Source organism: Ruegeria sp. AG1, assembly GCF_056541705.1.
The window spans coordinates 73,265-90,148 of record NZ_JBQFYU010000005.1 but is presented as its reverse complement, the minus strand read 5'-3'; the positions used below and the strand labels follow the sequence as shown (position 1 = coordinate 90,148).

18 protein-coding genes are annotated in these 16,884 nt (G+C 58.5%); 7 read left to right on the top strand and 11 right to left on the bottom strand.

Annotated features, from left to right (window positions below; all coding sequences use genetic code 11):
* Window positions 1–47 precede the first annotated feature (47 nt).
* The 3 genes from ACR0B5_RS08765 to hrpB all read right to left on the bottom strand — a co-directional run bounded on the left by ACR0B5_RS08765 (window position 48) and on the right by hrpB (window position 4,680).
* On the bottom strand, window positions 48–1,526 hold the full coding sequence (locus tag ACR0B5_RS08765; protein WP_480539978.1) for an inorganic phosphate transporter: 1,479 nt from the start codon (window positions 1,524–1,526) through the stop codon (window positions 48–50).
* 81 nt (window positions 1,527–1,607) lie between these two features.
* Window positions 1,608–2,066, bottom strand: coding sequence for an NUDIX hydrolase (locus ACR0B5_RS08760; RefSeq protein WP_170377943.1), 459 nt, complete (start codon window positions 2,064–2,066; stop codon window positions 1,608–1,610).
* Window positions 2,067–2,229: 163 nt separating this feature from the next.
* Window positions 2,230–4,680 carry an ATP-dependent helicase HrpB gene (gene hrpB, locus ACR0B5_RS08755; protein ID WP_480539976.1) on the bottom strand — a complete coding sequence of 817 codons (2,451 nt, stop codon included), beginning with the start codon at window positions 4,678–4,680 and terminating at the stop codon, window positions 2,230–2,232.
* Between the two features lie 120 nt (window positions 4,681–4,800).
* Here hrpB and meaB point away from each other — a divergent pair, with 120 nt between their 5' ends.
* From meaB to ACR0B5_RS08735, 4 genes are all read left to right on the top strand, one after another.
* Window positions 4,801–5,772 carry a methylmalonyl Co-A mutase-associated GTPase MeaB gene (meaB, locus tag ACR0B5_RS08750; protein WP_480539975.1) on the top strand — a complete coding sequence of 324 codons (972 nt, stop codon included), beginning with the start codon at window positions 4,801–4,803 and terminating at the stop codon, window positions 5,770–5,772.
* A 221-nt stretch (window positions 5,773–5,993) separates the two neighbouring features.
* The gene (rpmB, locus tag ACR0B5_RS08745; RefSeq protein ID WP_085794823.1) at window positions 5,994–6,281 is read left to right on the top strand and encodes a 50S ribosomal protein L28; all 288 of its coding nucleotides are present in this window, start codon (window positions 5,994–5,996) and stop codon (window positions 6,279–6,281) included.
* Between the two features lie 396 nt (window positions 6,282–6,677).
* Window positions 6,678–7,028 carry a hypothetical protein gene (locus ACR0B5_RS08740; RefSeq protein WP_480539972.1) on the top strand — a complete coding sequence of 117 codons (351 nt, stop codon included), beginning with the start codon at window positions 6,678–6,680 and terminating at the stop codon, window positions 7,026–7,028.
* 45 nt (window positions 7,029–7,073) lie between these two features.
* Window positions 7,074–7,556 carry a copper chaperone PCu(A)C gene (locus ACR0B5_RS08735; protein WP_480539971.1) on the top strand — a complete coding sequence of 161 codons (483 nt, stop codon included), beginning with the start codon at window positions 7,074–7,076 and terminating at the stop codon, window positions 7,554–7,556.
* 97 nt (window positions 7,557–7,653) lie between these two features.
* On the opposite strand, the gene ACR0B5_RS08730 is transcribed toward ACR0B5_RS08735, so the two are convergent.
* Window positions 7,654–8,262, bottom strand: coding sequence for an HdeD family acid-resistance protein (locus ACR0B5_RS08730; protein WP_480539969.1), 609 nt, complete (start codon window positions 8,260–8,262; stop codon window positions 7,654–7,656).
* Between the two features lie 62 nt (window positions 8,263–8,324).
* The gene (locus ACR0B5_RS08725; protein ID WP_480540219.1) at window positions 8,325–9,017 is read right to left on the bottom strand and encodes an NAD-dependent deacylase; all 693 of its coding nucleotides are present in this window, start codon (window positions 9,015–9,017) and stop codon (window positions 8,325–8,327) included.
* 28 nt (window positions 9,018–9,045) lie between these two features.
* Here ACR0B5_RS08725 and ACR0B5_RS08720 point away from each other — a divergent pair, with 28 nt between their 5' ends.
* A complete protein-coding gene (locus tag ACR0B5_RS08720) occupies window positions 9,046–9,489 on the top strand; it encodes a low molecular weight protein-tyrosine-phosphatase (protein WP_170377955.1) in 444 nt (147 codons plus the stop codon).
* Here the strand turns inward: ACR0B5_RS08720 and ACR0B5_RS08715 are convergent.
* From ACR0B5_RS08715 to ACR0B5_RS08705, 3 genes are all read right to left on the bottom strand, one after another.
* Window positions 9,486–10,439: a LysR family transcriptional regulator gene (locus ACR0B5_RS08715; RefSeq protein ID WP_480525234.1), complete on the bottom strand. Its 954-nt coding sequence runs from the start codon at window positions 10,437–10,439 to the stop codon at window positions 9,486–9,488. The two genes, ACR0B5_RS08720 and ACR0B5_RS08715, sit on opposite strands and share 4 nt — an antisense overlap.
* A 66-nt stretch (window positions 10,440–10,505) precedes the next feature.
* Window positions 10,506–10,814, bottom strand: coding sequence for a hypothetical protein (locus ACR0B5_RS08710; protein ID WP_480539967.1), 309 nt, complete (start codon window positions 10,812–10,814; stop codon window positions 10,506–10,508).
* 2 nt (window positions 10,815–10,816) lie between these two features.
* Window positions 10,817–11,917 carry a Hint domain-containing protein gene (locus tag ACR0B5_RS08705; RefSeq protein ID WP_480539965.1) on the bottom strand — a complete coding sequence of 367 codons (1,101 nt, stop codon included), beginning with the start codon at window positions 11,915–11,917 and terminating at the stop codon, window positions 10,817–10,819.
* Between the two features lie 162 nt (window positions 11,918–12,079).
* Between ACR0B5_RS08705 and lepA the strand changes: the two genes are divergently transcribed.
* Entirely contained in the window at window positions 12,080–13,879 is a 1,800-nt protein-coding gene (gene lepA, locus ACR0B5_RS08700) for a translation elongation factor 4 (RefSeq protein ID WP_480539963.1), read from the top strand.
* Window positions 13,880–13,927: 48 nt separating this feature from the next.
* Here lepA and ACR0B5_RS08695 read toward each other — a convergent pair whose 3' ends face one another.
* Window positions 13,928–14,710: a hypothetical protein gene (locus ACR0B5_RS08695; protein WP_480539961.1), complete on the bottom strand. Its 783-nt coding sequence runs from the start codon at window positions 14,708–14,710 to the stop codon at window positions 13,928–13,930.
* Window positions 14,711–15,419: 709 nt separating this feature from the next.
* On the opposite strand from ACR0B5_RS08695, the gene ACR0B5_RS08690 reads away from it, so the two are divergent.
* Window positions 15,420–15,599 (top strand): CTP synthetase, encoded by a 180-nt coding sequence (locus ACR0B5_RS08690; protein ID WP_170665619.1) that lies wholly within the window; start codon window positions 15,420–15,422, stop codon window positions 15,597–15,599.
* A gap of 113 nt (window positions 15,600–15,712) precedes the next feature.
* On the opposite strand, the gene ACR0B5_RS08685 is transcribed toward ACR0B5_RS08690, so the two are convergent.
* Together ACR0B5_RS08685 and ACR0B5_RS08680 are read right to left on the bottom strand one after the other, a co-directional pair.
* On the bottom strand, window positions 15,713–16,489 hold the full coding sequence (locus ACR0B5_RS08685) for a Bax inhibitor-1/YccA family protein (RefSeq protein ID WP_170377970.1): 777 nt from the start codon (window positions 16,487–16,489) through the stop codon (window positions 15,713–15,715).
* 178 nt (window positions 16,490–16,667) lie between these two features.
* A complete protein-coding gene (locus ACR0B5_RS08680; RefSeq protein WP_170377972.1) occupies window positions 16,668–16,883 on the bottom strand; it encodes a YjiS-like domain-containing protein in 216 nt (71 codons plus the stop codon).
* Window position 16,884 lies beyond the last annotated feature (1 nt).

Sequence of the window (16,884 nt, the reverse complement as noted above, 5' to 3'; positions counted from 1 at the left end):
GCTAAAAATATCCCGGAGCGCGAGGCAGAGCCTCGCAAATCCCCAGCTTACCCAAATGCGGTCAGCATCCAAAATATCACGGCGGACAACACAGCCGCTGCCGGAACGGTCACGACCCAAGCGGCCACGATCGTCATGAAATGCGAGCGGCGAACCAGCTTGCGTCGCTGATGCTCTTCCCGTGCCAGTCGCTGCTCGGGCGGGCGTTGGCGGTTGGAGTGTGCCCAGCGTCGGTCGGAATGCCATTCACGATAGAAGCCAACGCCAAAAACGGCGCCCACCGTGATATGGGTCGAGCTGACTGGTAGGCCCAGCCAACTTGCTAGGATTACGGTGATGGCGGCAGACAGAGCGACGCAGAAAGCGCGCATCGGGTTCAGCTTGGTGATTTGACTGCCCACCATTCGGATCAGTTTAGGCCCGAAAAGGAACAGGCCGAAAGAAATCCCAAAGGCTCCGATAACCATGACCCATGTGGGAATGGTGACTTTGGCGGCGAAATCTCCGAACTCGGCTGCGTGCACGATAGCGGCCAGAGGGCCAACCGCATTCGCCACGTCATTGGCTCCATGCGCAAAGCTGAGGAAGGTCGCAGAAATCACCAGAGGCAACCCGAACAGGGTTTTCAGCGACCGCGTGCGGTTCTCCAGCCCTTGCGAGCGACGGCGCACCCAAGGCACCGTCAACGCCCATGCCAGCAGACCGGCGGCCAAACCGAGCAGAACAGCTGTGTTCAGATCAATCGCAACGATCTTCTTCAGCCCCTTCACCGCTAGATAGGTGGCGAACGCACCGGCCATCAGCCCCACAAGGATCGGGACCCAGCGCTGCGCGGCTGCAATCTTGTCATCCTGATACTGGATTTTGGCCTTGATCAGCGCCAGAAACACTGCCGCAATCACGCCGCCGAGAACCGGAGAGATCACCCAACTGGCCGCGATGGCTCCCATTGTGCCCCAACTGACCGCGCTCAGCCCTGCCGCGGCGACGCCAGCACCCATGACTCCGCCCACGACGGAATGGGTGGTCGAAACAGGCGCGCCCAGCCAGGTCGCAAGATTGACCCACATGGCCGAGGAGATCAGTGCCGCCATCATCGCCCAGATGAACACATTACTGTTCTGGACCGAGGCCGGATCAATGATCCCCTTGGAGATGGTTGAGACCACATCACCGCCTGCCAGCAACGCGCCTGCGCTTTCGGCAATGGCCGCGATGGCAATCGCGCCGCCCATGGTCAGGGCATTTGCACCCACGGCCGGGCCCATGTTGTTGGCCACGTCATTGGCGCCGATATTGATTGCCATATAGGCCCCGAACGCCGCCGCTGCGACGACGATCACGCCACCATCCGCCTGCCCAAACAGAACCGCCGCCGTCAGCCCGGCCAGTGCCATGAAGGCCAGCGCGATGCCCGGCGCCAGCAAGGGGCGGGCGACATGCGCATTTGCTGTCTCGACCCGCGAGATGCGATGCAGGTCGCTATCCAGCGCTTTCCAGCGCGGTTTGGAGTTCGTGTTCGACATGGGTGTGATAAGGTCCAAAAAGATTGACGCCGGTCCCTACAGGTTTAGCGACCTGAGGGCAACCATGACGCCACTTGACCTTTAAAGATGCCTTAGCAGGGCCTTGAGTTCGGGCTCATCAACTCGTTCAGCGGCAATCTTCGGCGTCACCCAGCTCCGCTGCCGCTGATCTGCTTCGGGGAAGTCATCCAGCAGTTTCGTCACGCGCAGATGGTACACGCTGGTCAACACCGCTTCGATCGAGCCGTCTTTGAGGACCTTGTCATAGGTGAAGTGACCCACCGGCTCTTTTTTGGCTTTGGCCTCGCGCACGCCGGCCTCTTCCCAGGCCTCTTGCAGGGCAGTTCCGGCACCGTCCAGTCCGTCGATCGGCCAGCCTTTGGGAATGATCCAGCGCCCGGTATCGCGGCTGGTCACCAAAAGAACCTCGTGGCCTGATTTGGTCTGACGCGTACAGAGGGCGGCCACCTGCACGCGCTTAGGTCGCTGTATCATAGGTCGTCCGACCTCATCCCAGATTCTCTGCAACTGCGCTTTCATTGTTCTGCCGCTCGGAAAACATTTTACCTCAATGCATGTTCAGATAGTCGTCGGAATAGATGAATGCAACGTAACCCCGAAAAAACGGCTTTTCTTAGGGGTTTGGCGGCAATTTTGTCGCAATTTGGGGGTAATTAGACAAAATCCGGCGCTTGCTGATGCCTCAGCCGGGCCTTCGTTTGGCTCGCAACGTCGGATCGGCCTGTGTTGGATCTTCGGGCCAGGGGTGTTTGGGGTATTGCGCGCGCATGTCCTTGCGTACATCCGCGTAAGAGCCAGCCCAGAACCCCGGCAGGTCGCGGGTGATCTGGATCGGGCGTTGCGCGGGTGACAGCAGGGTGATCTTCAGCGGAGTGCCTCCGACCACCGGATGGCGCGTGACACCGAACAGCTCTTGTAGACGCACCGAGATTTCAGGGGCATCGCCGCCGTAGTCGATGGGAACCTTGCGGCCCAGCGGGGTGACGAAGGATCCCGGCGCACGGCGGTCCAGCTCTTGCGTCTGCGCCCAGTCCAGACGGGCCCGCAGCGCGGGCAGCAGGTCAAAGCGCTTCCAGTCCTCTGCACTGCGTACACCCGAGAGCATGGGAAGCAGCCAACCTTCCAGCGTGTCGATCAGCCCTTGGTCCGAGAAGTCGGGCAGGTCGACCCCATCAGCGCGCACCAGTTCAACCCGCGCCGCCAGCCGGGCGGCTGCGCCTTCCAACCTCAGCCCCAGATCGCGCACGCCGTCCAGCATGGCGCGGGCGATCGCGTCTTCGGGAACGTCTTTCCAGATCCGGTCCTCTAGCGTGATTGCGCCGAGGCGTTCTTGCCGTCGTGCAACGACCCGTCGGTCGCGTTTTGACCAGACGCAGCTAGTCTCCCATCCGATCTGATCTGCAAACAGGTCTCGGATTTCGCCGTCGCTGATTTGTACAGCCATGCGAGCCTTTGCCTCGCGCGGATTACCGTCCGTATCTATGACCACCAAATAGGGCGCGCCTGCCAGCGTATCGCCACTGTCCAGCACAACGCCCTTACCGCCGGACAACACATAGCGCGGTGCCTCGCCCTTGCGCCTTTGGCCAATGCGGTCTGGATAGGCCAGTGCCGCTATTGACGCGGGGCTTAGGTTTTCCGCCTCAGTTTCGGCCTGCGCCCGCAGCCGTTTGGCCTCGGCCTTGACCCGGTCCAACACGCCCATATTGACCTGCCAGACCCGGTTGCGCTGAAACGCACGGGCGTCGCGCAGTGCCTCAAGCCGCAAGGACAGGTCAACCGGGGCGCCCTTCAGTGGGTCACGTTCCGCCATCAGTGCGGCCAGAGGGGCTGCCTGCGCCCCCGTCGTAACCAACATATGACCCAAGCGGGGATGTAGGGGTAGGGCAGCCAGCGCTCGCCCATGATCCGTGATCCGCCCCTTGTCATCCAGAGCGCCCAGTAGGGTCAGCAGCGCCTGCGCCTCGGCCAGAGCGCCCTCGGGCGGAGCCGTCAGAAATGCCAGATCACCGGCTTCGGCCCCCCAGAGCGCCAGTTCCAGCGCAAGCCCGGTCAGGTCGGCGGCCTCAATCTCGGCAGGCGGATAGGCGGCCAATGCGCCCTCTTCGCCCTTCGACCACAACCGATAGCACAGCCCGTCTGAAACCCGACCCGCCCGACCAGCGCGCTGGGTTGCTTCAGCGCGCGTGACTCGTTCCGTCACCAGCCGCGACATGCCCGAGCCAGGATCGAACCGCGCCCGCCGTGCCTGTCCCACATCGACCACGACGCGGATATCGGGAATCGTCAGCGAGGTTTCGGCAATCGAGGTTGCCAGTACCACCTTCCGCCCGCTCTCAACCGGCGCAATGGCCGCGCGCTGGGCGGCAAAGGGCATGGCCCCAAAGAGAGGGCGCACAACGCAATCCTGTGGCAGTCGCCCGGACAGTGCGCTTTCTGCGCGGCGGATCTCACCCTCGCCTGGGAGGAACACGAGGATACCGCCACCGATGGCCTGGCTGTCCCGCTCCGCCCTAACGACCAGATCAATCAGCGCATCCAGCCGCCGGGCCTGCGCACCCAGTGGTTTCTCCAACCATCGCGTTTCAACCGGATAGCTGCGACCTTCCGAGGTCACCAGCGGGGCCTTCATCAACCTCCCCACGGGGTCTGCATCCAGCGTCGCAGACATGGCCAATAGGATCAGATCATCGCGCAGGGCTCCGGTCACCTCAAGACACAGCGCCAGCCCCAGATCGGCGTTCAGAGAGCGTTCGTGGAACTCATCGAAAATCACTGCACCTACGCCGGGTAGGTCGGGCTCAGATTGCAACATGCGGGTTAGGATGCCTTCGGTGACCACCTCGATCCGGGTGGATTTCGACACTTTCGCATCACCCCGGACGCGGTAACCTACCCTTTGCCCGGCGCGTTCGCCCAGCGTCTCGGCCATCCGTTCGGCTGCGGCGCGGGCGGCCAGCCGCCGGGGCTCCAACATCACAATCCGACCGGCGCATATTCCGGCCTCTAGCATCGCCAGAGGCACCCGTGTCGTTTTGCCCGCACCCGGCGGGGCCTGCAGCACGGCACGACCACGGGCTCTCAGGGCCTCCAGCAAGTCAGGAAGGGCGTCATCTATCGGCAAACGGCTCATGCGGCCTTATCGCCAAAGCGGGACCCGACGTCCAGAAGCAGCGCAGTTAATCCCGCAGGGCCTCTGGACAAACCCCGCGCCGCACATTCATCTAGGGCGGATTCTAAAGGGACCGGACGGATGGACATAGCTGACTTGGGCGACAGGATATTGCAGGGCGAGCGTCGGGCCTTGGCGCGTGCGATTACCTTGGTCGAAAGCCAGCGCGAAGATCACCGGGCGCAAGCGACCGAGTTGCTGTCCCATCTGGCGCAGTCCGGGCGGCAATCCCTGCGGATCGGCCTGTCGGGTACGCCGGGTGTCGGCAAGTCCACCTTCATCGAAAGCTTCGGCATGATGCTGATTGGGCAGGGGCTGCGCGTTGCAGTTCTGGCTGTGGATCCAAGCTCGGCCCGCTCGGGTGGGTCCATTCTGGGCGACAAAACCCGGATGGAGCGTCTGAGCCGCGAGAAAAACGCCTTTATCCGCCCGTCCCCAAGCCAGAGCCACCTTGGCGGCGTCGCCCGCCGAACCCGCGAAGCCATCGCCCTGTGCGAGGCAGCGGGCTACGACGTCGTCTTGATCGAAACCGTGGGCGTCGGCCAGTCAGAAACCGTGGTTTCGGAGCTGTCGGACCTGTTCCTGCTGCTGCTGGCCCCGGCAGGCGGGGATGAGTTGCAAGGCGTGAAGCGCGGTATCATGGAAATGGCCGACATCATCCTGATCAACAAGGCCGACGGAGACCTTAAGGCAACCGCAACCCGCACCTGCGCCGACTACGCTGGTGCCCTGCGCCTTTTGCGCAAGCGGCCTCAGGACCCCGAAGGTTTCCCGAAGGCCATGGCTGTCTCAGCGGTTGAGGAACATGGGCTGGACAAAGCATGGGTGGAGATTCAGGCCTTGACGGACTGGCGGCGAGAGGCGGGGCACTGGCAATCCAATCGCGCCGCACAAGCCCGCTACTGGTTCGATCAGGAGGTGCGGCATTCGCTACTTGCACGCCTAGAAACGGCGCAGGCCAAGGCGCAGATGGCGCAGCTTGATGCCGAGGTATCCCAAGGTCGCCTCAGCCCTGCCGCCGCGGCCGAGAAAATGCTGGCGAGTCTGGTCTAAAGGTGCTTTCACCTTTTCCAAAATACGCGTGCCACAGGCACGGTCCGGCGGGCCGTTCGGTTGCAAGAGGTTTCGGAAAAGAATTCGTCCGCCGTGTCTTGACCCTTCCAGCGATTCCCACTACACGCATCCAACCAGTTTTCGGGCGCGACTTCGGGTTGTGCCCCTTGTGATTTGGCCGCAGGCATTTTGCCGGGCCTCCAGAAACAAAGGAAGAAACCATGTCGCGCCGTTGCGAACTGACCGGAAAAGGCCCGATGACTGGCAACAATGTCAGCCACGCCAAAAACAGAACTCGTCGTCGTTTTCTGCCGAACCTGAACGACGTTACCCTGCAGTCCGAGACCCTGGGTCGCGGCGTCAAGCTGCGCATCTCGGCGGCCGCCCTGCGCTCGGTCGACCACCGTGGTGGTCTGGACGCGTTCCTGGCGAAAGCCAAGGACGAAGAGCTGTCGGCAAACGCTCTGAAAGTGAAAAAGGAAATCGCCAAGGCACAAGCCGCGGCCTAAGTCCTTACACTTACTAAAATTTCAAAGCCTCGAACCTTAGTGGTTCGGGGCTTTTTGTTTGGAAATGATTGGTGGGAACTGTGAAGATTTAGGAAACAAAATCCTCTTGAGTGATCTTGTTCACAGACCAGGTCGCCCTACTTTTGCCATTATTGGTTCATCAACAACGAGTGTTGTCCAATGTCATTTAAGAGTTTTTATTTCTTTCTTTTGCTGAGTAAGCTGGCAAGTAAGACAATTTCCGCATGTTCCCGGATGCAGCGCCGGGTGAACCGGTCTCATACCAGCCTCACAAAGGGAACAGTAAAGCGGCGCGGCCTGGAATACTGAAGCGATTTCGGGCGCGACGGTTTGGCGCTTGAAGCCCGTTAGCTCAGCGGCCTATATCGAGGCCGAATGAAACGTTTCGTGCCTCGAATCCTGCCTTTTGTGATGTGCCTGTTGGTTGTTCTGACAGGGCAGGGATTGGCCGTTTCGCGCGGAGTTGACCGCGCCGTAGGCCAGATGGTGCTGTGTACGGGCACAGGACCCATTGTTGTCTATATGGATGCGGACGGGCAGCCGACAGCGCCTCCGCACTATTGTCCTGACTATGCTTTAGTTCTGCTGGGGGCGGTTAATCCGCATCCTCTGGTCATGCCCGATGTGCCTCTGATGGGTGGTGTTCAGCCGCTCAGCCGCGATGAAAACCTGATCGCGCTGCCGTTGCCGCGGAAACCGGCGCGAGCCCCTCCGGCAACGGTCTGATTTCCTTTCGATACAAGTCAGACCAAAAGAAATAGGAGAGGCGAGATGTCCCTCAAATCCACTCTGTTCGCAACACTGGCCGGGTGCTTATTGGCCGTTCCAGCCCTTGCCGCCGATATCATCGTTGTAGACGACGCATATGCGAGGTCGTCTGGTAAGGCGGCCAAGGCGGGCGCGGCCTTTATGGTGATACAGAACACCAGTGACACCGACGATCGCCTAATCCGTGCGGCTTCGGACGTATCGGCTCGGGTCGAGCTTCACACCCATATGATCGACGATGCGGGCGTGGCCAAGATGGTGCATGTCGAGGAAGGCTTTGTGATTCCAGCGGGTGAGAGCTTTACGCTCAAGCGCGGGGGCGCCCATGTGATGTTCATGGGGCTGAAGAACCCGTTTGAGCAAGGCAAGATGCTGCCGGTTACGCTGGTTTTTGAAAATGCAGGTGAGGTCGTGGTTGAGATTCCGGTTGATCTGGAACGCCAGGACAAGCACGGCCATGACAACCACGGGTCGCATTCGAACTAGGTGAACGCCTGTCTTCGGGCCGCATTGCGGCCGTCATCCATGCGTAAGGCCGGGCACGTAGCCCGGCCTTTTGCGTTCCTAGGCCGATGTTGGCGTTCTAACGATTTATGGTTTTCATGCCGACCCGGTCGCTTGCGCTGTGCAGGCGGTTTGCCAGCCAGAACATCACGGCTGCAATCGCAAGAGCTGAAAAGGCGATGGCCCATCCCAGTGCAATCAATGCAACGGCTGGCCATATCATCAGGACCAGACCGATGATCAAAGCTGCGATCCCCGATCCACGCATCGAGCCGCGTTGAGGGTCGCGCTCACTCATTTGTTGTGAAGCGGCCAGTGAGCCGATGCCAATGATCAATGCCCAGGCGCCCAGCAGGAAGAAGGCCAGCTTGACGGTGCCTTCCGGCCAAATCAGTAGGACCAGGCCGATCAGAACAGCGCCGATGGCCGCCCCGCCCAACAGCCCGCGACGACCAACCCCCAACAGGGTCAACCCGCCGTCGATGATCAACAGTGCCCCAACCAGCCGTAGCAACAGCGCGATGCTGCCCGAGGGCCAGAACAGCGCAGCGATACCAACCGCACCCGCCAGCACCCCACGTATCAGGAACGTCCACCACAGGCTTGAGAGCTGCGCGCTCAGTCTGTCACGCTCGGTCATGCTGTCATCGTCCAGGATCTCACCGGATTGGGGGTTTGGGTCGGTCATTTTGTGGCCTCTTGAAAAACCTTGTTTAAATAGAGCGGGATAGTCCCGCTATGTCGTTCGCACTAGGTTTGGATCTGTAGTAAGCGATCAACCCATTTTGGCACAATTTCGGACGCTTTGCCCAGAAGATGGTCGTCGAAGCCACCGCCTGTCGGCTCCAGATTGATTTCAACTGTCCGCGCCCCAACCGCTTGAGCTTCGTGGACAAAAGCTGCCGCCGGATAGACCTGGCCTGATGTGCCTATCGCAGCGAAGATCGTGGCAGAGGCAAGTTGATCGAAAATCTCCTCCATATGATAGGGCATTTCTCCAAACCAGACCACGTCAGGGCGTGCGGTGGGGGCGTTGCAGGCCGGGCAGGGCTCGCCCACCTCCATCTCAGGCGGTGCTGTCCAGCGGTGGCCACAGGATGCGCAGAGCGCGCCGGATAGTTTCCCGTGCATGTGGATCACATCCTGCGCGCCGCCGGCCTCGTGCAGCCCGTCTACATTCTGCGTGACGATCACAACGTCCCCCGGAAAGTCCCGTTGCAGCTTGGCCAGCGCCTTATGCGCCGCGTTGGGTTCCACCTTGGCGGCCTGCACGCGGCGGGCGTTGTAGAACCCCTGAACCAAGGCGGGGTCGCGGGCGAAACCTTCGGGCGTTGCCACATCCTCGATCCGGTGTTGCGCCCATAGGCCGCCCTCATCGCGAAAGGTGCTGAGGCCGCTTTCGGCGGAAATCCCGGCCCCGGTCAGAATGACGATCTTTTCCATATGCCCCTCACGCGCTACAGATTGGCCCATGACACATCGTATCCTCTTTGTTTGCCTGGGCAATATCTGTCGGTCTCCTGCGGCCGAGGGTGCCTTTCGCGCTCGTGCGCCCCATCACGCAACCGACAGCGCCGGGACGGCAGGCTGGCATATCGGCAAGCCGCCTTATGGCCCGATGCAATCCGCGGCAAAAGCGCGGGATATCAAGCTGGACGATCTGCGGGCCCGGCAATTCGTGGTTGAGGATTTCGAGCGGTTCGACCTGATTGTTGGAATGGACGCCGAGAACATCGCGAATATTGAGGCCCTGCGCCCGGTCGGCAATCAGACCCAAGTGCGTCTATTGACTGATTTTGCGCCTCATGCCGGCGCGGATCACGTACCTGACCCGTACTACACGCGGGATTTCGACGGCGCGCTGGATCTGATCGAAACCGCAGTTGAAGGGCTTGCCACGCATCTTGAGGGCTAGCTGTCCATCACCTTCAATTGCCCGCTGAGCCAGGGCAGCTTGGCAATGGCTGGATCGATCATCTGGCTTTGCATCAGCCGTCGCATCATGCCCGAAACCTCTTGCGGAACCTGATCGGACCAGTCGGTGCGGGTGAACAGCGATATCGTGCGCGAAAACGCGCCAAGCGGGCAGGGATGGGCCTGCAGGTCCTCGTGGAACCGGGCCGCGCGCATATATCCCAGCGGTGTGGTGATCGCCCAGCCCAAGCCCCGCGCCACCATCGCCATCAGGGCCAGGTGTGAGCCGATCTCGAACCGCTCCTCGAACTCGATTTGCTGTCGGGCGATATGGCTTTCAATCTGACGGCTGATCAGCTGCTCTCGCGCATATCGCAGGAAAGGCAGCTTCTCGACGGCCTCGGTTCCATTGCCGACGCTGCTCGGCGCGACCAGAATGAAGGGGTCCTGCACCAAAGGGTACTCGACCACACCCTCCAGTACCTCGCCGCTATGGGCCGAGACGGCCATATGCAGGCGCTGTGCCTCAAGTTCGGAAAACAGGTCAAGGCTGGGCAGGGTGATCAGCTTGAATTTCGAGCGCGTCAGGCTGTCGGCTAGAAGGGTCGCAAGCCGCGGTGTCAGGTCGTTGTCGAAATCGTCGATTAAGCCGATGGACAGCGTAGTGAGATGGCCAAGATCCATCACAGTCAGCTCGCTCTGGGCCATCTGCAGCTCGGACAGAACCGCCTGCGCGCGGGTGAGAAAGCTGCGCCCGGCCTGCGTCAGCCGCATCGGCCTGCGCCCGTGGTCCACCAGATCGGTGCCGATGGCCTTTTCCAGATTGCGCAATTGCTGAGAAACCGAGGGCTGGCTGAGCCCCGTGATCTCGGCCGCTTGCGCCACCGATCCTGTCCGGGCCAGCGCCTCGAACACCTCAAGGCCCCGCAGGGTCAGCCCTTTCATCACCATAAGATACACCTTTCGCTGCGCCTTTTCTGGGGCGCAGCGGGCATCAGGTCAAGGTTTCAGAAGGGCCTAGCTGCAGATCGCCTGCGCCATCTGGCCAAAGTTCTGATACCGGTCCCACAGCGCGTCATCGCGTGCAGTCTGAGACATCTTCAATTGTTGCGCCTGATGGGGGTCTGTGAACCATTTCGAGACGGTCTTCTGATCACTGCGCGTCAACGCTTGATCTGCCACGCGCTGGATGCAACTACACCGGTCCCGCGTCGCCGCCTGACGATCCGACGCCAAACACGCCCGCTTAATCTGCGATGCCTCTGCAATCGGAGCCATAGCCGTCAGCGATGCCGCACAAAATGCGATTAGGAGGAACTGTTTCATGCTCATGCCTCGTTTTTGCCTGCTTGGAGGGATCTTGTGCCCCTCTCAATCTGCGAGGGAGTATGAATCAAACGGGGCTTGGGATCAATACGTAGGACTTCACAAAGCAAGACCGTGGCCTCACGACGTCTTAGTGGCATTCGCGCGATCTGCATCGGCCCGGTCGCTAGGGGGCTGAAATTCTGAAAAAACAAAGCGTCTGGCTCTGCGTCCCGAGGTGCTTTCGCAACAAACATGCTTTCTGACTCAATCCCGTTGGCTTTTAGGATGCTATGTCGATCAAACAAGATGTGATGATAGGAAACGGCGCGTGCATCGGAAAAGCGGGCAAGGCCAACATCAACAAGGCTGATTGCAGGAATAAAAACGTCCGGTGCCCCAAACATTAGCTCAGCCGCAGGATGCGTGATCAGCAGGCGATGTTGCTGTGAAACGCTTATCGCAATTGGATTTTGCAATGGGCCGGGGGGGATTTCGACAGCTCTAAAACTGCCGCTCGCGATGACATCTTGGGATCCGACCCAAGTGACTGGCAGGTACCCGTCGTCTTTTGTCCAGACCAAGTCGCCCACCTGAAGATTCTCAATCGGGATAGCACCCTCTGGGGTCTCTATGAGTGTTCCGCGGCAAAAGCAGATGGGGCTCACATAATCTGAGGATTCAAAGCTCGGACCCTCTTGTGTGCTGACGACGGTCAGTGGGATACCTGACGGAGGAAACTCGCCCGGGCCGCCGATGAAAGCTATCCCTTCAACTGTACCAAAGGCGGGGGAGGAGTTATTCACATTGAAGGCAACAGCCTGGTAGGTATTGGTTCCATCTGTCAGGGTAATTCCATATTCGGCCTCAACCCGCGTACCACTGGAAAACAGGGTCCCATCAATTGTTTGGTCACCGTCCAAGCGCTGATTGCCATCATTGTCTGCAAAGCTCGTGTCTGAACCTGCGTCCGTGATGAAGACTTCTGTAACAGCTAGAGTGTCGATCGTGATTGTTTCGCCAATCAGATGGATGCCGGTGCCCTGGGTGAGGCCGTCCAGCCCTTGCGCGACCGAAATCGTAAGCTGGCTTTCGCCCAAAACGAAGATAGAATAGTCGGCCACCTGACAGCTGCTTTCTGGTTCTTATTCGGATCAGTCGCTTTAATCATTCTACCCATTGGCTAGAATCCGGTAAATGCTACTGGTCAGAAAGCTGCGAGGATGGCCTTTTTTGCAACGCTTCAGCGCTTGACGAGACTACAAACTCCGGACATATCCCAATTCATGACAGACCTCGCTCATATCCGCAATTTCTCCATCGTCGCGCATATCGACCATGGCAAATCCACCCTTGCTGACCGGCTCATCCAAGAGACCGGGACAGTCAAGGATCGCGACATGAAGGAACAGCTGCTCGACAGCATGGATATCGAGCGTGAGCGCGGCATCACCATCAAGGCCAACACGGTCCGCATCGACTATACTGCCGATGATGGCGAGCAATATGTGCTGAACCTTATCGACACCCCCGGCCACGTGGACTTTGCCTATGAGGTCAGCCGGTCCATGCGCGCGGTCGAGGGCTCGCTGCTGGTCGTGGACTCGACCCAAGGGGTCGAGGCACAGACGCTGGCGAACGTGTATCAGGCCATCGACGCCGACCACGAAATTGTACCGGTGCTGAACAAGATCGACCTGCCAGCCTCCGACTGTGACCGCGTGGCCGAACAGATCGAGGACGTGATCGGCATTGACGCGACCGACGCCATTCAGGTCAGCGCCAAGACGGGGCAGGGCATTCACGAGACGCTTGAGGCCATCGTGCAGCAACTGCCCGCACCTCAGGGCAATCTCGACGCGCCGCTCAAGGCGATGCTGGTGGATTCGTGGTACGACGCCTATCTCGGCGTCATCGTTCTGGTCCGCATCATGGACGGTACGCTGAAAAAGGGGATGCGGGTCAAGTTCATGTCGAACAACACCCTGCACCATGTCGACCGCGTTGGCGTATTCCGCCCCGAGATGGAAATGGTCGACAGCCTCGGCCCCGGTGAGATCGGCTTCCTGACCGCCTCGATCAAACAGGTCCGCGACACCCGCGTCGGGGATACCATCACCAATGACCGCAACGGCACCGAAGAGGCGCTGACAGGCTTCAAACCCGCGCAGCCGGTGGTGTTCTGTGGTCTCTTCCCCGTGGATTCGTCAGAATTCGAAGACCTGCGCGACGCCATCGATAAGCTGGCGCTGAACGACGCCTCATTTTCGTTCGAAATGGAAACCTCAGCCGCGCTGGGCTTTGGCTTCCGCTGCGGATTCCTCGGGCTTTTGCACCTTGAGGTCATCCGCGACCGCATCGAACGCGAATATGATATCGAGCTCATCACAACCGCGCCGTCGGTGATCTATCACGTCTACATGAAAGACGGCGAGATGATCGAGCTGCACAACCCCGCCGACATGCCCGACCCGTCCAAGGTTGACCATATTGAAGAGCCGCGCATCAAGGCGACCATTTTGGTACCGGATGAGTACCTCGGCGACGTGCTGAAACTCTGCCAGGACCGCCGCGGCATCCAGCTGGACCTGACCTATGCAGGCACCCGCGCCATGGTCGTCTACGACCTGCCGTTGAACGAGGTCGTCTTTGACTTCTACGACCGCCTGAAATCGGTGACCAAGGGTTATGCCTCGTTCGACTACCAGATGACCGGTTATACCGAGGATAATCTGGTCAAGATGTCAGTGCTGGTGAATGACGAGCCGGTCGATGCGCTGTCGACCATGGTTCACCGCGACCGGGCCGAGATGCGGGGCCGGGCGATGTGCGAAAAGCTCAAAGACCTGATCCCGCGCCACATGTTCAAAATCCCGATCCAGGCCGCCATCGGAGGCAAGGTCATCGCCCGCGAGACCCTCTCGGCCCTGCGCAAGGACGTGACCGCGAAGTGCTACGGAGGCGACGCCACGCGGAAACGCAAACTGTTGGACAAGCAGAAGGCGGGTAAGAAGAAGATGCGCCAGTTCGGGAAGGTAGATATCCCGCAGGAGGCGTTTATTTCAGCGCTAAAGATGGACAGCTAGTGTTCTTTTACCTTTTTGGAGGCGAACAACTTGGAAGGAAACGCGCAGTTAGACAATATGGTTCTCGTAGAAAACAGTTAGCACAACGACAAAACTTTGAAGAAATACTATTGCAATTAGTAGAAAGCTAACAGCCAGTGCTAGTGTGATTAACGCCCTCAATTTTAGCGAAGTCGTATTCAGAAATCGTTCAAGAGATCTAAATGCAAGTTTGACAAAATGTTCACGACTGATCGTGTGAACCGGATTTTGAAGGTTGTAGATGCCGCCATCAGGCGCAGGCTTGATTTCCGTGTTTGAGAAAAGGATCGCCATTTTACCTGCGGTCTCTCGTGAATCTTGATCCAGTGTTTGAATTGCTTTGTCCCCATCAAGGCCCCAGCGATAAGCCACTTTTAGAAGGAAGAACTTTTCCCTATTCGTCAATCTAGTCAGTTGAGTTCGTAAGTGAGTTATGCAGAAGTCACGAATTGCTTGTGCGGTCAGACCTTTTTCAACTGCTTCTCCTGGATTATCGTAGGCTCTAATGAATTTCGGGCAGAACACAGAATAAAGTAAATGGGAGATAGAGATTAATACGGCCGAAACATAAAGTAGAAGCCAATTGAATGGAATCTCAAATACAATTAGTGCGTTGGGTCCTAGTAAATTTGAAACATCCAAGATATCTGGCAATTCCTGTGTTGCCCTCGCAGCTACAGGCACCAAGAACAACCAAATATAAAGGCGAGAAAAGAACTTAATTCGTAACACGCTAGAGATTAAACGCCAGTCCGGGACATATTTCTCAAGAGGACTCCAATATCCAAAGTTATGATCAAGTGAGCTCATTAACAATCTCGCAAACAGTTTAAGGTAGAGGTCTGAAGTAAAATATCATTTTGATCCTATATTCACTTATTTCCGTCGAATTGAACAGCAATCATTGTCATCGATTTTTCCGGCGCTTTCCAAGTCGCTAGTCAAAGCAATTTAGATACAGCAGATCAACTCCATCTCGTGATCCAGTGAAGCGACAGCGTTCTGTCTTTGTCAAATGGTTCCTGGGAGGGATAACACTGCTCTTTCCGAAAAGGATGAGACTCACCTCACGGTGCCAACCGCCCTCCTGCTCACTTGACGCAACGGAGCCTACGGCGGGTGGCGCAGATTTCCACATCCATGAGTCCGATCCTCGCGCTTGGATCGGCTGGTTTCTATACCTTTGACATGATTACGATGGAGTTCTGCTGGAAAAACCGGGGTGTCAATCTCGGCCCTCAGTTATGCTGATGAACCGTTCAAAAAGCGTCTACCTTCCGGGACTTCGCCCATTCGTGGCTGAATTCGTCCACTGGACGATTTCCGGGACGCCGCGCACCCGCTGAGATTGGTCACGGTTCTTCCCCCTCCATTCATCCACTCCGCGTGTTTCCTCGAATAGATATCCAACGACCGTTGTAAGTGATCTGTGACCCCCAAACCTCTGACCCAGATCAAGGACCGAGTTCGATCAACGCTCTAGTGTTTACGCACAGTTGAATACTTGAATGAGGTCGCAATGCTCCCCCTGATGTTGATCGTTCATATCTTCCTCGGCTCTACCCTCGCAGGCACAGCAGTTATTGCTGTTCTGGTGATGGGATACACCGCAGTCCTTCCAATCGTGCTGGCGGCTGTGGTGGGGTTTGTGGCGGCCTTCCCGGCCTCGTATCTGGTGGCGCGCAAGCTGGAGGGATGACGCTCGGCCATCGTCTGCCAGTTGTAGGGGCCGTCACGCAAATTCCGGAAACAAAAAACCTGCCAAGATCGCGTCCTGGCAGGTTTGAATGGTTTCTGCAGTGGGGGAGAGGTTTACTCTCGGTTCCCCAGCAATTGCAGCAGGAACATGAACATGTTGATGAAGTCCAGGTACAGGCTCAGCGCGCCCATGATGGCGGCTTTGCCCAGCCATTCCTGATCACCGGCATGTGCCATCTGCAGGTAGGTGTTCTTGATCTGCTGCGTGTCATAGGCGGTCAGGCCGGCGAAGATCAGAACGCCGATTACCGAGATCGCGAAGGCCATGGCCGACGAGGCCAGGAAGATGTTGACCACCATCGCGACGATCAGACCGATAACGCCCATGATCAGGAAGGTTCCCATACCCGACAGGTCTTTCTTGGTCGTGTAGCCGTAGAGCGACAGACCCGCGAAGGCGATCGAAGTGATCAGGAAGACCTGAATGATCGACTGGCCGGTGAAGGCGATGAAAATCCAGCTGATCGACAGGCCCATCACGGCGGCGAACGAGTAGAACACCAGCTGTGCAGCCGCAGCCGACATGCGGTTGATCATGGCGCTGAAGCCGAACACAAAGGCCAACGGTGCGAACATGATCACCCATTTCAGAGGCGAGACGTAGATCGAATGACCCAGCGCGGTCAGGTAGGTGTTCGCGTTCAGCTGCGCCACGGCCGCCGACGGATCGGTAGTTATCGACAGACCCGAGATCGCCCAGGCTGCGAGGAAGGTGATGAACATACCCACGGACATCGTGCCGTAGACTTTGTTCATATGGGCGCGAAGGCCCTCATCAATCTCGGCGGCGCGTGCGCCTGCGGCCGTCCGAATCGTATCGAATTGTGCCATTTACAAAGGTCTCCCTAAACGTATCTGCGTGCGGCCCGTAAGTATTGGCCACTTTCCTGCTGAATATCGGCAACTGCAGGCTGTGTTTCAAGAGTTTCTGCAGTATTTCCGCCTAAAATACGCAACAAAAACGGCGACCTGCTGCCGCAGATCGCCTATCGCTGAAAAAACATGAGTTTTAAAGGCAGCTTTTCCAGAACTGCGGGGCATCCCAGATGGGACGGCGGGCCTCGGCGTCGGCCTGGGCACGGGTGATGCCGATGTCGTTCAGGGCGCGGGCATCCAGCCGAGCCAGTTGTTGACGTTGACGTCGTACGGACAGGACGGACCGTATACGCGCAAACAGGGATTGTTTGTGTTGAGGGCAGGGTCGGTTCAGGGCGATCGAGTTCATG